The 15,224-nt window shown below is 61.6% G+C and carries 15 protein-coding genes; 3 read left to right on the top strand and 12 right to left on the bottom strand.

Annotated features, from left to right (window positions below; genetic code table 11):
• Positions 1-30 precede the first annotated feature (30 nt).
• Positions 31-249: a hypothetical protein gene (locus ACLGGT_RS13100; protein WP_008280090.1), complete on the bottom strand. Its 219-nt coding sequence runs from the start codon at positions 247-249 to the stop codon at positions 31-33.
• A gap of 86 nt (positions 250-335) precedes the next feature.
• Positions 336-980, bottom strand: a complete 645-nt coding sequence (locus ACLGGT_RS13105) for a pyrimidine 5'-nucleotidase (protein WP_037297349.1) — start codon at positions 978-980, stop codon at positions 336-338.
• Between the two features lie 102 nt (positions 981-1,082).
• On the opposite strand from ACLGGT_RS13105, the gene ACLGGT_RS13110 reads away from it, so the two are divergent.
• Positions 1,083-1,733 carry a GntR family transcriptional regulator gene (locus ACLGGT_RS13110; RefSeq protein ID WP_008280092.1) on the top strand — a complete coding sequence of 217 codons (651 nt, stop codon included), beginning with the start codon at positions 1,083-1,085 and terminating at the stop codon, positions 1,731-1,733.
• Here ACLGGT_RS13110 and ACLGGT_RS13115 read toward each other — a convergent pair.
• Positions 1,674-3,605 carry a glycosyltransferase family 2 protein gene (locus ACLGGT_RS13115; RefSeq protein WP_437196418.1) on the bottom strand — a complete coding sequence of 644 codons (1,932 nt, stop codon included), beginning with the start codon at positions 3,603-3,605 and terminating at the stop codon, positions 1,674-1,676. The two genes, ACLGGT_RS13110 and ACLGGT_RS13115, sit on opposite strands and share 60 nt — an antisense overlap.
• Positions 3,606-3,700: 95 nt before the next feature.
• On the bottom strand, positions 3,701-4,849 hold the full coding sequence (gene carA / locus ACLGGT_RS13120) for a glutamine-hydrolyzing carbamoyl-phosphate synthase small subunit (protein ID WP_008280094.1): 1,149 nt from the start codon (positions 4,847-4,849) through the stop codon (positions 3,701-3,703).
• A gap of 163 nt (positions 4,850-5,012) precedes the next feature.
• Here carA and ACLGGT_RS13125 point away from each other — a divergent pair, with 163 nt between their 5' ends.
• Positions 5,013-5,471 carry a GatB/YqeY domain-containing protein gene (locus ACLGGT_RS13125; RefSeq protein WP_008280095.1) on the top strand — a complete coding sequence of 153 codons (459 nt, stop codon included), beginning with the start codon at positions 5,013-5,015 and terminating at the stop codon, positions 5,469-5,471.
• Between the two features lie 6 nt (positions 5,472-5,477).
• On the opposite strand, the gene ACLGGT_RS13130 is transcribed toward ACLGGT_RS13125, so the two are convergent.
• From ACLGGT_RS13130 to ACLGGT_RS13165, 8 genes are read right to left on the bottom strand one after another with little or no spacing between them, the layout of a single operon-like run.
• A complete protein-coding gene (locus ACLGGT_RS13130; RefSeq protein WP_437196420.1) occupies positions 5,478-6,392 on the bottom strand; it encodes an FAD:protein FMN transferase in 915 nt (304 codons plus the stop codon).
• Between the two features lies 1 nt (position 6,393).
• Entirely contained in the window at positions 6,394-6,966 is a 573-nt protein-coding gene (locus ACLGGT_RS13135) for a nitrous oxide reductase accessory protein NosL (protein WP_437196422.1), read from the bottom strand.
• Positions 6,963-7,796: an ABC transporter permease gene (locus ACLGGT_RS13140; protein ID WP_151978896.1), complete on the bottom strand. Its 834-nt coding sequence runs from the start codon at positions 7,794-7,796 to the stop codon at positions 6,963-6,965. The genes ACLGGT_RS13135 and ACLGGT_RS13140 overlap by 4 nt, the downstream gene beginning before the upstream one ends.
• Entirely contained in the window at positions 7,793-8,686 is an 894-nt protein-coding gene (locus ACLGGT_RS13145; RefSeq protein WP_437196424.1) for an ABC transporter ATP-binding protein, read from the bottom strand. The genes ACLGGT_RS13140 and ACLGGT_RS13145 overlap by 4 nt, the downstream gene beginning before the upstream one ends.
• A complete protein-coding gene (locus ACLGGT_RS13150; protein ID WP_437196426.1) occupies positions 8,655-9,989 on the bottom strand; it encodes a nitrous oxide reductase family maturation protein NosD in 1,335 nt (444 codons plus the stop codon). Before ACLGGT_RS13150 ends, ACLGGT_RS13145 begins: the two co-directional genes overlap by 32 nt.
• Positions 9,990-9,992: 3 nt before the next feature.
• Positions 9,993-11,945, bottom strand: a complete 1,953-nt coding sequence (gene nosZ, locus ACLGGT_RS13155) for a TAT-dependent nitrous-oxide reductase (protein WP_151978893.1) — start codon at positions 11,943-11,945, stop codon at positions 9,993-9,995.
• Between the two features lie 2 nt (positions 11,946-11,947).
• Entirely contained in the window at positions 11,948-14,176 is a 2,229-nt protein-coding gene (locus ACLGGT_RS13160; protein WP_437196427.1) for a 4Fe-4S binding protein, read from the bottom strand.
• Positions 14,173-14,559 (bottom strand): hypothetical protein, encoded by a 387-nt coding sequence (locus ACLGGT_RS13165; protein ID WP_437196429.1) that lies wholly within the window; start codon positions 14,557-14,559, stop codon positions 14,173-14,175. The genes ACLGGT_RS13160 and ACLGGT_RS13165 overlap by 4 nt, the downstream gene beginning before the upstream one ends.
• Before the next feature lie 139 nt (positions 14,560-14,698).
• Between ACLGGT_RS13165 and ACLGGT_RS13170 the strand changes: the two genes are divergently transcribed.
• Positions 14,699-15,169: an RrF2 family transcriptional regulator gene (locus ACLGGT_RS13170; RefSeq protein WP_437196431.1), complete on the top strand. Its 471-nt coding sequence runs from the start codon at positions 14,699-14,701 to the stop codon at positions 15,167-15,169.
• Positions 15,170-15,224 lie beyond the last annotated feature (55 nt).

The raw sequence follows: 15,224 nt of genomic DNA on the forward strand, positions 1-15,224 counted from the left end.
AAAGTCTCCGAAATGGGATCTAGCGTCGGCTCAGCCCCGAGAAATCAGGATCAGCATCACCCAGATGACCGGAACCAGCGCCAGTGCCGGGATATAAAGCCCCGGAATGCCCCAGATCGCAATGCTCGTCGCCCATCCCGCCAGAAAAACCGCCACGCTGAGCAGGATCGGGCCAACGGCGGCGGCATCGGGATCATGGCTTTTGGCGGTGTCGTGGGCGGCAGTGGTGGGGGCTGTCGTCGCGGTCATGGCGGGCCTCATGGATCAAAGATTACTCTTGTGATGCGTAAATATGTCCCGCCCCCCGCGATCAAAGGGACGTATCGCCGCAGCGCTTAGATCAGCCGCGCCAGAAACCCGCCCAGATCATCGGTGTGGTGATGGATGTGTTCGGCTTCGATCCGCTCGGGGGCGACATGCACGGTTCGCATTCCCATGGCATGCGGGGCCGCGAGATTGCGGGGCTCATCCTCGAACATGGCGGCTGTATCGGGGGCGCTCTGGTCTTGTGTCAGAATGGTCCGAAACGCCTCGGGTTCCGGTTTGGGCCGGTAGCCTGCGTGTTCCACGCCGTAAACGGCGTCAAACGCCCCCAAAAGCCCGCGCGCCGCGATCACCCGCTCGGCATAGGGGGCAGAGCCGTTGGTATAGACGATCTTGCGCCCCGGCAGGGCGCGAATGGCGGTATTGAGCGCGGCATCCGGTTCCAGCTTATCGAGCGAAATGTCATGCACCGCCTCAAGATAGGGCCCGGGATCGAGATCATGTAGCCGCATCAACCCCGCCAGCGTCGTGCCATGTTCACGCCAATAGTCATGTCGCAGCCGGTCTGCCTCGGCATGGGTGACACGCAGCATATCCATTACAAACCGGGTCATCCGCGCCTCGATCTGATCGAAAAGGCGGGCAGAAGGCGGGTATAGCGTGTTGTCGAGGTCAAAGACCCAGGTGCGGATATGGGTGAAATCAGGTTTGGGCATGGCGCTGATATAAGCGGGCGCGACATTGCGCGCAATCGCCCAAGGCTTGATCCCGCGCTCAAAGCGCGTAAGGTTCCCAGCCAATGCACAGAACAAACGGACATGCCGATGAAACCGCCCCCTACAGATGCCTATTCGTTGATCCTTGAGGCAATCGATGTCGGCATCTTCAAACCCGGAGACCGTCTGGTCGAGAGCGATCTGGCCGAACGCTTTGGTGTGTCGCGCACGCCCATCCGCGAGGCGTTGCAGCGGCTTGAAACGCAATCCATGCTCACCCGCGACGGGCGCAGCCTGATCGTGTCCTCTTTGGATTACAATCAGTTGGCCGAGCTTTATGTGGTGAGGGCAGAGTTGGAAGGGCTGGCGGCAGAGCTGGCCGCGCGCCATGCCACGCCCGAAGAGGTGCGGGTGTTGCGGGATATGGTGGAAGATGATCGCGCGCTCTTGGGCAAGCCGGTGGAACTCGCCCGTGCCAATCGGCGGTTTCACAAGCAGATACATCTTGCCTCGCACAACCGCTTTCTGGTGCAACAGTTGGACCTTGTGCATCGATCCATGGCGCTTTTGGCGACCACGTCTCTTGCGGCGGTCGGTCGGGATGAGGATGCGCTGCGCGAACATGATGCGATCGTGGCGGGGATTGAGGCACATGATAGTGCAGGGGCCGCGCAGGCCCTGCGGGATCACATCTCAAAGGCCTTTGTGACCCGGCTCAAGCTTGATTCCGGAGAGGTCAAATCCACCGTCTGAGTTTGGTTGACCACGCGCCGTGACCGAGAGGCCATGCGTGGTTTTGTCCCAAAAGAATGGCTTTAAGATGAGCTCATACAGCGCCTTATAGGCGGCAATTGTCCCGAGTGGTGTGTAAAAATGCATCGTCGGGGCCCATGCCATCAGATGCCGGTGTCGCGGCCCCGAGACCGAAGCCATGTGAATAGAGACATTCAGAACCTCTACCAGCAAGAACAGGCTGCCCAACGCCACCAGCAGCGCATGTGGGACGACCGTGTCGAGCGGGTGGGGCAAGCCAAAGAGAACCAGCCAAAAGGACCAAAGGACCGGTGCCAGCAGGAATTGTGAAAGCGCCGAGACGAAATGCGCCTGAAACCCCCAGAACTTGCGCGGTCCAAGCTGTGCATAAAGCAGTCTGGGCTGCCGCATATGCACCAGATAGGTGGTCATATACCCCTTGAGCCAGCGAGAGCGCTGTTTGATCCAAGGCCAGGCTCGGCAATTGGCCTCTTCCTCGGTTACTGTATGGATCATCTCCGTGCGATAGCCATGCCGGGCAAGGCGAAAGCCAAGGTCGGCATCTTCGGTCACATTGTGCGCGTCCCATCCGCCCAATTCCTCGAGCACGTCACGCCGGAAATAGAGTGTGGTCCCGCCAAGGGGAATCGCCAGCCCGAGACGCGCCATGCCCGGCATCAAGGTGCGAAACCATGCCGCGTATTCGATGGTGAAACAGCGCGCCAGCCAGTTTTGGCCGGGGTTGTAATAGTCGAGAATGCCCTGAAGGCAGGCCACCTCTCGGGGTACCTGCTGAAAGCGGCGCGCAATGATCGTGATCTGATCGGCCTCGGGCGCATCCTCGGCGTCGAAAATGCCAATGATGTCGCCCTGACAGAAATCTAGCGCGTAATTCATCGCGCGCGGCTTGGTGCGTGGTTTGCCATCGGGTACGATCACGGGCCGCACCCATGGCGGCAGATCAATTCCCGCCAATGTCTGACGGGTCAGCGCGTCTTCTTCCTCGAGTACGAGGATGACGTCGAGCAGGCATTTCGGATATGTCAGGCGACTGAGGCGGGCGATAAGCGCATGGGCAATCTCGGTTTCGCGAAAGAGCGGTACGAGGATTGATACCTTGGGCAGGGGCCGTGGCGAGGAAGGGGCGGGGGGCGCATCAGAGCGGCCAGAGGTCTGTGCTACAAAGGCCGCGATTTTCAACCCGGCAGAGACGATGAGCGTAAAGCAGGCCCAGACCGCAAAGATGGAAAAAACCGTGATCGGAAAGGCGAGGCTGAGCGCCACAAGCACCGCAAGGGCCGCGAGCGTCAGGTGCAGGCGGCGATTTTGATGGGCACCCCAGGTTCGACAACTCTCGATCTCGGGCACGCGCGCCTCGGCCATGCTGCGCAAGATGTCGCGATGCTCATGCGCGATGCGGTCCTGTATCGCGTGGCGCGGGGCCATCACCACGCGCGCGCGGTCCAGCTTGCGAGGCAGGGCAGGGCGCAGAGAGGCAAGGCTATCTGGCCCGCCAGTGGCAAGAACAGGAACGCCAGCAGCGGACTGGATCGGCAGCACGCCATGTTTCAAAAGAAATCGCGGATCAAGACCGGACTCAACCAGTTCTGCGCGCATCACATCCTCGGCGCTCAGCCGCGTGCTTGAGAGGCGGCGGGCGTGGGCGGCGAGCAAGTCGTCTTCCGTGGCCAGCCCCTCGGCTTGAAGAATGCGGTCGAGCGACGTGTCGCAATGCCGCCGCACCAATTCGGCCAGCGTGGCATCCGAACGGCTGATCTTACCGGCGCGCACCAATTCGCGGCCCAGTGGGTTGATCGGCACCCGCGCGCCAGACCCTTGCGCCCGCATGTGACGCAGTTCGGAAATTCCCATATCGCGACCTTTCCCCTTGCGGTTGAGGAAAGACTAGGGCGCGCTTGGTTAACGATGTTTTAACGACAGGTTAACAGCCGAGGGATTATTTGGACTTATTTGGCCATAGAGGCCGCGAATCGCTCAAACAGGTAAAAGCTGTCTTGCGGACCGGGGCTGGCTTCGGGGTGGTGCTGCACCGAAAAGACCGGACGATCCTTGATCCGGATACCGCAGTTTGATCCATCAAACAAAGAGACATGCGTCTCGACCACCCCGGTGGGCAGGGTCTGGCTGTCGACGGCAAAGCCGTGATTCATCGACGTGATTTCCACCTTGCCGGTTTCCAGATCCTTGACCGGGTGGTTGGCGCCGTGGTGGCCGTGGTTCATCTTGATGGTCTGAGCCCCAAGCGCCAAGGCCAGCATCTGATGCCCAAGGCAGATGCCAAAGAGCGGCAGCCCCGCCTCGAGCACACCTTGGATCATGGGCACGGCATATTTGCCCGTGGCCGCCGGGTCGCCGGGGCCGTTGGACAGGAACACGCCATCGGGGGAATGGGCCAACACATCCTCGGCGGTGGCGCTTGCGGGCAGCACGGTCACATCGCATCCGGCGCTTGCCAAACAGCGCAGGATATTGCGCTTGGCACCGTAGTCGACCGCAACAACCTTGTGACGCGCGTCGGTTTGGCGCAGATAGCCCTCGGGCCAGGCCCACCGCATTTCGTCCCACCGATAAGACTGCGCGCAGGTCACATCCTTGGCCAAATCCATGCCTTCGAGCCCGGCAAAGCTGCGCGCACGTCCCACCAAAGCCTCGACATCGAATTTGCCGTTGGGATCATGGGCAAGGGCCACATGCGGCGCGCCCTGCTGACGGATCGCACGGGTCAGGCGGCGGGTGTCGATGCCGCCAATCGCGATGCGGCCCCGCCGTGCAAGCCAGCTTGTCAAGTGTTCCTGCGCCCGCCAGTTGCTCGGCTCGGTCGGGTCCCATTTGACCACCATGCCTTCGGCTACCGGCTCGGCGGTTTCGTCGTCTTCGATGTTCACGCCGGTATTGCCGATATGCGGAAAGGTGAAGGTCACGATTTGTCCGGCATAGCTGGGATCGGTCATGATCTCTTGATAGCCGGTCATCGCCGTGTTGAAGCAGAGTTCCGCTGTGGTCACGCCGACCGCGCCGAACCCGTAGCCATAGAACAGCGAGCCATCGGCAAGGGCTAGACAGGCGGTCGGACGGGGGGTGGACGCTTGGGCCATGGGGGCGAGTCTCCGGCTCGGGCAAATTTGCGCATACCTACGGGTGGGCTGGGGGCGGGTCAAGGGTCTGATCGTGGTGCTGGGGCGACCAGCACGGCGGTTGCCATCGCCCACGCTTGGCGCTAGGCTCCCGCTCTTGTGACGATCATGGGGATGAAACGGAATGGAACTGCGGGCACGGGTCGATCAGGCCCTGAAACAGGCGATGCGCGACAAGGCGGCAGGCCGTTTGGCGACCTTGCGTCTGATCAACGCGGCGATCAAGGATCAAGAGATTGCCGGGCGCAGCGCGGACGGGACTATCCCGGTCGGAGACGCGGAAATCATGGCCATTCTCGCCAAGATGACCAAGCAGCGCAACGAGAGCGTGCGCGCCTATGAAGAGGGTGGGCGGCTTGATCTGGCCGAGCGCGAGCGCGACGAGATCCGCATCATCGAAGAATTCCTGCCGCGCCAATTGGCCGAAGACGAGATTGCCGCAGCAATCGACAAGGCGATTGCCGATGTGGGGGCCACCACGATCCGCGACATGGGCAAGATCATGGGCAAGCTCAAGGAACGCCACGCGGGCCAGATGGATTTCGGCGCGGTTGGTCCGCAGGTCAAGGCGCGGCTGGGGTAAGCTGCCTCAGACGGCGGCGCTCTGCACCACCCTGACGCCAGAGATGGCAGATTCGGCCCGTTTGATGTCTTGGGCGGACATCAGGCACATGGCGGTGCTGAGCGCATCAGCCATGGCGGCGCTTTGTGCGGTGACGCTGATGAGGTGCCAGCGTGGCGTAGCAGGGGTGCCGGTGCGGGGATCCAGGATATGACCCGCTGTGCCCTCTGCATCAAAGACGGTGCCACGCGGGGCAGAGGAGGCCAGAGCGCGGTCGCGCAGGCCCAGATGCGGGCGGCCGGGCGTGTCTAGGATCACGGGCCAGTCGCCGCCATCCGGATGCCCACCAAGGGCGCGCAACTCTCCAGTGTCGATCAAGATGTCGCTCAGCCCTTCGGCCTGCAAAAGATGCGCGATGCGATCCGCGATATAGCCCTGTGCGATGCCATTAAGCGTGAGCGCCATACCGGGCCGCAGATTGATGGCGGTTGCGCTGTAGCGCAGATCGCTCCACGTTCCATGGGCGCGGGCATTGGCAATCTCGGCCTCTGACGGGGCATGTCCTGCACCATAGCTATGCGCGTAGAGATCCCAAAGCGGTTGAACAGTAGGATCAAAGAGCCCATCCGTGGCGCGATGTGCTGTGGCGGCGATGGATAGGCAATCCAACAACTCGAAAGGTGGTGCGTCGAGGTGCCCGCTGGCGTTCAGTTGGCTGAGCGCGGAGGTCGCGCGGTAGAGGCTGAAGACCTGCTCCAGCCGTTCGATCTCGGCGCGGGCGGTTTCGGTGATCCGCTCTGCCTCGGGGTGGCTGAGCGTGATCGTGGCGCGTGCACCCAAGGCGATCCCCTGCCAGCGGTGCAGGGGTGTGGCCTGAGCAGAGCGGGAACACGAAAGCGCTGCGGCAGAGATGGTCAAAAAACGGCGGCGGGAGAGGGTCATGTCAGTTCTGCCTTTCGCGGGACAGGTGTTTTAGCCGTGCTTCGAAATCTTCGTCTTCGGCGCGGTCGGTGATGCCGGTGGCGATTGGCACGGCCGATAGCACATCGATATCCGCCACCTCGGCCAGCCGCTGAACATGCCCGCCGCGCGTATCGGCAAAGGCGGCAGCATCCTTTGCCTCGAGAAACGGCACCAATTCGGGCGCGTCCATGCCGCCCGTTGCCGTTGATCCGACCACGTAATGGGCCGATGTCGCGTCGATCCAGTTCTCGGCGCCGGGCTGGTCCCAACTGGCGGCGGCGGCCATGTCGTTGACGTAGATGGCCGTTATGGCGTGGCTTTGCTCTGGCATGCGTTGATAGGCGATGGCGTCGCGCACCTGACTGAAGAAGAGCGGGTGATCCAGACCCTCAAGATGGACCTGCGCCTTGGGGCCGGGATGCTCGAGCAGGTCCATTTGGCAGTAATGTCCGGTTGCCTCGGCCGTCAAAGGCACAGGGTCAGGGCGTGTGGCCACCTCTTCCTTGCAGGCGGCAAGGGCGAGGAGCAAGAACAGGAATGGGAGCCATTTCATGGTGTGACCCTCCGCAGCGCTGCGACCGCCAGACCAAAGGCAGCAAGGGGCCAAAGCAGGACCGAGATCAAAGCATGGAGCGCCGGAATGGTCTGGGCCGCCCCGCCAAGGCCAGAGGCCGCCGCCGTCGCCTCGGATGCGGCAAGGTTGTAGAGGCGAAAGGCATCGGCGGGATTGGCCAGCAAAAGCCACGGCAGGGCACGGGCGGTAAAGACCCCGCCACCATCTGCCACGACCGCCGCCAAAAGACCCAGATCGTAGAGCACGACCAAGGCCAGCCAGACGCCGATTGCCAGCCCCGCCGCTGCCCCCGGACGCCGCGCGATGGCCGAGAGCGCATAGCCCAAGGCGAGAAACACCGCCCCCAACAGGATCGAGGACCAGAAGAGGCGCAAAAGCGCGGGCAGGCCTGTCACCGCCTCGGGATCGGTGGCAAGCGCGGTGATGGCCGCCAACCCATAGCCCGCGCCCACAGCAATCGTCAGCACCGCCAGATGGGCGATAAACTTGCCCATCAGGATGCCGGTTCGAGAGACCGGATAGGTCAGCGTCAGCGAAAGCGTGCCGCGCTCGATCTCGCCTGCCACGGCGTCAAAGGACATCAAAAGCGCCATCAACGGCACGAGATAGACGCCAAGAGACGTCAGGCTTGCCACCGTGACCGAGAGCGCATCCACGCCCACGTCGCCGGTTGGGGCGCTGCCCGCCGCCGAGAGGACAAGTGCAAAGAGCGCCATCAAAGCAACGGTGATCGTCACCCAACGATTGCGAAGCGCGATGCGGAATTCGGTGGTGCCAAGGGCGAAGACGGGGCGAAAGAAGGCGGTCATTGGTCATCTCTCCGGCTGAAATGGCTGTAGAGGTCTTCAAGGCTGGGCGGGATGATTTCGACGTCCTCAATCAGCCCTTTCAGCGCAGCAATATGGCCAAGGCGGGTCAGCTTCTCGTCATGGGCGCAGGTCAGATCGACCATGACGCCGTTGCGCCGCCCTCCAGACAGTTGCGCCGCCACCTGATCCGCCGCGCCCGGGCGTGCCGAGATTTGCAGCCGAATTGGCAGCGCGGCCTGACGGCGCAGGGCATGCAGCGTGTCATTCGCCATGAGCCGCCCCTTGGATAGGATCACGATCCGGTCGGTGCGGGCCTCGACCTCGGTCAGGGCATGGGAAGAGAGCAGGATTGCAGCACCTTCTGCGGCGAGACCGTCGAGGATGGCGTAGAACTCGCGGCGCGACACCGGGTCGAGACCACTGGTCGGCTCATCAAGGATCAAGAGGCGAGGTTGGCCGATGAGGGCCTGAGCCAGCCCGACACGCTGGCGCATGCCCTTGGAATAGGTGCCGATGCGGCGGCGGGCGGCCTCGCCCAATCCCACACGCTCCAACAGGCCCATCGCCTGCGCCGGATCGCAATCGCGCAGGCGCAGGTAGAGGCGGATTTGTTCAAGACCGGTCAGGGCCGGGTGAAAGGCCACGTTTTCGGGCAAATAGGCGGTGCCCTCGCGGGCGGCCTGACTGCCGGGGGCGGCCCCGAGCACCTCGATCTGACCAGAGGTGGCGGGGATCAGGCCAAGGACGATCTTCATCAACGTGGATTTGCCTGCGCCATTGTGGCCAAGGAGCGCCACCCGTTCACCGGGGGCAACGGTAAAGTCCACCGCATCAAGCGCGGTGACGCCGTCGTAGCGCTTAGTGACTTGCGAGAGGGTCAAACGGGGCATCATCTGTCTTTCTGTTGCGTGCGGCGGTCATGGCTTCAGCTTCCATTGCGGCGATAGTATCCGGCACTGTCACGAGGACGGGCCGCATCAGGGGCGCGCTGTCCAGCACGCCACCGGGCAGGGAGGCGGGGAAATGTTTCTGGCTCCAGCGGATCAGTTGCACAGCGGGTGCGCCCATCAAGAGGCTGGCGGCGGGTTGCGACCACAGGATGTGGTCCATCAGGTCATTGGGGCGAAAGCTGGCATCGGCGATGCCATTGCCATCCAGATCAAAGGCGGGGTGGTCCGACCAATAGTTGCCGCGCCCGTCATAGCTCCATTCCACATCCTTGGTGCCGACGTATTTCACCTGCGTCCGGTTGCCGACAAAGGCGTTGCCGGTGATCGCATTGCGTTCCGATCCGGCGGTGAAATGAATGCCGATCTCGCAGCCTTCAAAGCGGTTGTCATAGATGAGGTTGCGGTGAGCGTTGTAGATAAACGTGCATTTCTCTGCGCCGCCCCGCACCAGATTGCCGCGAATATCGGCGTTGTTGGCGTAGTTGAGCATGAGGCCGTGACTGCGGTCTGCGAGGCTGAGATTGTCATGCACGGTAATGCGGTTCGAGAACATCAGCGCAAAACCAAGGGTGTTGCCGATCGAGATATTGCCCGACACCTCGGAATTGTTGGCATACATGTAATGCACCGCAAAACGCAGGTCGCGCATCAGGTTGCGGCGAAAGATGCCGTCGTTTGAGGCATTCACAAAGATTCCGTCACGGCCAAGGCGGATGTCGTTATCCTCGATGATCGTGCCCGGCGCATTCCAGACATAAACCCCATTGCCACGGCTGTTCATATGGTGATCCGTGCGCCCGACAATGCGATTGCCGCGCACGGTGGCGTCCTTGGGACCATGCACATCGACGCCGTAGAGATTGCCCAAGATGTCGTTGTCTTCGACCAGCACGCGCGCGGCACTCCGGGTGATCTGAACGCCGCTGTCGATAGCGTCGTGATCGCTGCCCGATCCGGTCAGGGTGAGGCCGCGCACGGTGATATCGCTGCCGGTAATGGTGACAACGCTGCCAACACCGCCTGCGTCGATGGTGGCTTTGCCTTGCCCGTCGAGGGTAATCGCGTGATCGAGTGTCACCGGGCCCGCATGCAGGCCCGGTTCAAGGGTCAGCACATCGCCGGGCAGTGCCCCGGCGATGGCAGAGGTAAGCGCCCCGATCTCGGCTGGCACCCGGCGTTCCGCCGCATCGACCAAGGTCGCTGCGCCGCACAAGAGGATCAGGCTGAGAAAGAGGCGCAACATGGCTTAGGCGCCTTTCGGTTCTACGAACATGCGACCGCGCATTTCCATGTGCAGCGCATGACAGAACCACTGGCAATAATACCAGTAGACCCCCGGCTTGGCCGCCACAAAGGTGGCCGAAGCGGTGGCCTGCGGGGCAAGTTCCATCGCCACGCCGTGATCGCCCATGCAGAAGCCATGTGTCAGATCGTCGATGTCATCGAGGTTGGTGATGATCACCGTCACCTCATCGCCTTCCTTGACGGTAAAGCTTTCGATGCTGAAGGCGGGGGCCACGCTTGACATATAGACACGCACTTTGTTGCCATCGCGAATGATCGTATCGGCCCATTCGTCGATGTTGACCCCGTCCTTTTCAGCCTGCGCGCGGGCATCAGCCCACATCGGATCGTTACGGTCCCAGGCATTGCGCGGGTTCACAACAGAGCGGTGGACGATGATGCTGTCATGCGGTTCTGCAAAGGTCGGGCTGTCATGCAAGAGCGTCAGGTTGGTGCCGTCCAACGAGAAAAGCTGCTCGTTCTCGGGTTTCAGAGGGCCGACGTTGAGAAAGCGATCCTTGGAAAACTTGTTCATCGAGATGAACCACTTACCATCCGCCTCAAGCGTCTCGCCCATGGAGGTGGAGTTGTGGCCGGGCTGGTAATGCACATCCACCTTGGAGCGGATCGGATCGACGTTTTCGCCCGCATAAGCGCGCACCGCATCCTCAATGTTCCAAATCACCACCTGACTGTCGAGAAAGAGCGTGGTGAGCGCGTTGCCCTTGCCGTCAAAGGCGGTGTGGAGCGGCCCGAGGCCCAATTCCGGCTCGGCCACCACGACAGAGCGTGGATCGGCCCCCTCGTAGAACACGGCATCCAACTTGCGCACGTCGATCACCGAAACAGTAGGCGAGAGTTTTCCGGCGATGCAGAGGTGGATCTTGTCTGGTGCCATGTTGCAGCCATGCGGGTTGTTTGGCACGGGGATGTAGCGCGTATAGTCCTTGTTCTGGCCTTTGCGCCCGTCGATCACCTTGACGCCGTTCAATTCGATGAAATCGCCCGCCGCGATGCCTTTTTCGATTTCGGCAAGGTTGAAGACGACGACGTGATCGCGCTCGGCTTCCGTCATCTCAGGCAGCGAGATGCCCATTTCCGAGTTGTAAGAGGTCGAGAAGGCATACTTGCCGTCGTAATCGGCATCGGTATTGTCAAGGTTGCCCGAGACCATCACCTGCCACGCCACTTCCATCTTGTCCGCGTCGATGGCGGTGTAGAAGTTCACATATTGCGACGGGTCATCCAGAATTTGGCCGTCATTGACCATCGGGCCCTCATCCTCGCCATTGGCAAAGACATAGTTGGTGCGCGGCCATTTTTGCGGGCGCAGACCGTGGATCGCCTTGGCATTGGGGATTTCGAGGATCTTGTCCGCCTTCATCACGTCCAGCCGCACACGCGCGACGCGGGTATTGGCCTTGTCGTTCATAAAGAGGAAGCGACCGTCATATTTGCCCTCGGTAAAGGACATGTGGACATGGTGCAGGTCGCCGTTGTCATGCACCTTTTTGCCATTGGCCGCGAGGTAGTTCTTGGTGCGCTCTGACATGCCCTCGGTCAGCACCTTGAGGGATTCATTGGTCTGACCCCAGCCGGTTGCCGAACAGCGGTTGAACACTGGAATTCGCATGAATTCACGCATCGACGGAATGCCGAGGATACGCACCTCGCCGGTCTGACCCGAAGACCAGAACCCGTAATATTCATCGAGTTCGCCGGGGGCCAGATGCGATGAGGCCGCAGCCGCTTTGGCTGTTGTCGGCGCGGTTGCAGCGGCGGTCGCCACACCGGCGGCCCCACCCAAAAGCGCCATACGCGAGGCACCCATGGCCCCAAGGGCCGCAGCCCCGCCAGCAGTGGCGCCCAACAGGCCCCTGCGGCTGATCCCGGATTTCTTGACATCGTTTGACATGATTATTGTCCTTTCTTCATGTTGGGGTGGTTTGCGATCATCCGGTCCAGCGCTGCTGCGCTTTCAGAGGCGCTCTTGCGGCGCTTCACGTTCTTGATGACGACCGGACATTTGGTTTCCGACTGGTAGAGGACCTGACAGTGCAGACAGTTCAGGCACTCGTTCGGGTTGATCTCGCCAGTGGGATGGATGGCCTGAACCATGCATTCATGGGCGCAGGTCTGGCAGGTGTTGCCGCATTCGCGGTAGCGCTTTAGCCAATCGAACATGCGCAGGCGGGCAGGGATCGCGAGTGCGGCACCAAGCGGGCAGAGGTAGCGGCAGTAGAACCGCTCGACAAAGAGGCCTGCCGCCAAAAGGGCCAATGCATAGGCGACAAAGGGCCAAGCACGCGCGAATTTGAGCACGATGGCGGTTTTGAATGGCTCGATCTCGGCCAGATGTTCGGCCTGTTCGATCGAGGCCAGTGAGACCCCGAACAGGCCAAGAAAGATCATGTATTTGATCGGCCAGAGGCGTTCATGCAGGCCCCAAGGCAGGGTCCATTGCGGCACGCCCAGTTTGCGCGCGATGCGATTTGTCAGCTCTTGCAACGCGCCGAAGGGGCAAAGCCAGCCGCAATAGGCCCCGCGCCCCCAAAAGATCAGCGCTGCGGCGACTGCGAACCACAGGATAAAGGTCAGCGGATCAAGCAAAAACGCCTGCCAGCTGAAATCCGAGGTCAGCGCGCCAAAGAGCGCCATCAGGTTGACGACCGACAGCTGCGCATTGGCATACCAGCCCAGAAAGACCAGCGTGACGGTGAGAAATCCCATGCGGAACCAGGTTGTGACCCGTTCGGAGCGCACCAGAAAGCTTTGGAAGAAGAACGCGAGCGTGAGAACTGTCAGCATCACGCCAAGGCCCACGATTTCGACGGTCTTGTCGCGCCAGATCCGGGACCAGAGGGCGGTTTGCGCGGCGCTCTCGCTTGCGGTCTCTTGCGCCAGCGGCGGTGCTGGTGTCGGGGCGGCCACCGGGCGCAGGTAGGCGGCGGGCAGCTGATAGCCCAGATCGAAGGTGGTAAAGACCCTCTCGATGGCCGCGACATCGCGCTGCGCCAAAAGTTGCAGGCGCCACGGCTCTGCGGGGTCAAAGCCAGCATCGGCGGGGATTTTGAAGATGTCCATTTCCGAGAGCGCGGGCGCGCCATCGGCCATGATCTCGCCCACGCGGCGGTGGCCCCGGTCGCGGAACCGCACGGAATCTTCGCCCTGCACCAGAATGATGCGATCAAACACCCCGCCCCGCACATAGCCCGACCCCTTAAAGGAATAGAGACCACGGGCGGCGACCAGAATGGCGTGTTCCCCCTCGTCCAGCCAGTCGGCGAGATTGGCGAATTCCGCCTCGCCCAGCAGTTGCCGCCCGATGGCAGGCACGCTGATGAGTGTGGCATACATGTCGATATAGGTGTCGTCCTCGGGCGCGGTGATCGGGCGGGCAGCGGCGCGGGGATCATCCATCGCGGCAAAGGCGGCGTTGACTTGCCCCACATCCAGCGACATGCGGCGCAGCGTGCCATCGCCGGTCAGGGTAAACCAATCGCTGGCCGCCTGCGCATCAGGGTTCAGCTCGAATGTTGGGCCGGTGTGGGCCGCGAGTGGCGCAAGCCCCCCCAGCCCTAGCGCGCGGGCGACACGGATGCCCGAACGGGTGATCGAATCGTCGATCACCATGATCGTGACCGTCGCGCCCGAGATGATGTCGAGCTCATGCCCCGATCCGCCTGCTTCGGCCTCGGCCACCAGATCAAGGCCCACGAAATCCGCAACCAGTTTGGATACCTTGGCCTCGGGGATACCGATGAGGACGATGGGTTCGGAATGTTTGACCAGCTTTACGCCGGTCAGCTTGGCATCCAGTCCGACGGCGACCATCACATGGATGGGCTTGCCGGAATAGCCGGTAGTGCCCACGAAATCGGACGTGATGAAAGCCCAGCCAATCGTTTCTCCGCCGCGCAGCACCGGGGCCACGGGCAAGTCGCTGCGCATTGCGCCATAGCTGTCTGCACCCTCGACCAGCGTCGCGGCGGGCACTTTGGCCAGATATGTTTCAAGATAGGGGGATTGCGCCTGAACCGCCGGGGCCAAAGCCAGCAGGGCGATCCAGAAGGCGGCGATACGTGCCAAAAGGCCGAACGCGCGCAGGCGCAAGAAGAGAGCAAGGGGCATCAGGGGGTCTTTCATGCTGTCGCCTTTGCCGCCGGGGGCGCGCGGCTTTGAGCGGTCAGGATCATTTCGGGATGATGCAGGTCTGCGCCGGGCTGATCCCGATCAGCAGCCGTCACGCGCTGCGCGCCAAGCTCGAACTCTGCGGTGAGCAAGACGTGAGAGCCGGTCTGCAAACACTCGTCGCAGAGTATCTTTTCGCAATGCGGCAGGTTTACCGGCGTGCCATCGCGGGCAAGATGCACGGTTTTCTCGCCCTCGGCCCCCGCGCAGATCACCATTTGCGTCAGAGTGGCCTTGAACGCGGCAACACCTGCTGCCCGGCCCGCAGTCAAAGCGCCCAACGCCAAGGAAAGCGCAAGGAGGCTGGTCAGCAGAAGGAGGGCGTATTTCCGTATCATTGGGCCAGCATGTCGTGAGTCGCAAAGCCCGACCTTGATATGGGTCAAATGAAATAACTCTTTTGTGATGAGACGTGACAAGCTGACCACTTGCCAATTCAAAATCTTTCAGAATTATGTCAGTTAGCTGGAGGCCGTTATGCGTCTAACTAAGTTTACAGATTATTCTCTGCGTGTTCTGCTTTACGCCGCAACCTTGAAACCCGGTGAATTGACCACCATCGAGGAGACGGCAAAGCTCTATGACATTTCTCGTGCACATCTCAAGAAAGTGGTGTTGCAACTGATCCATGAGGGGTTTCTGGAGGGGATCCGCGGCCGCAGCGGCGGCTTTCGGTTGGCGCGTGCCCCCGGTGAAATCAACCTTGGGCAGGTGGTGCGCAAGATGGAGCCTGAGTTCGCTCTGGCCGAATGTTTTTCTCCAGACAATGCCTGTCGGGTCACCAAAGGCTGTCGGCTGCCCATCGTGCTCAACCTCGCCCTGACCAATTTCCTCAACACGTTTGACGATTTCACACTGGCGGACCTCGCAATTTCTCCGCGCTATTTCGAGACACCGAAGCTGGATCAATATCCACGACGTGGGCCGCATCTCGCGGATTCGGTCTGACGCCGGTCCGCCACGCGCGGCCCCTTGGCCTCGGCGTCATCTGCGTTTATCACAA

This window comes from Roseovarius sp. MS2, from assembly GCF_051447875.1.
In the GTDB taxonomy this organism is placed as follows: domain Bacteria; phylum Pseudomonadota; class Alphaproteobacteria; order Rhodobacterales; family Rhodobacteraceae; genus Roseovarius; species Roseovarius mucosus_A.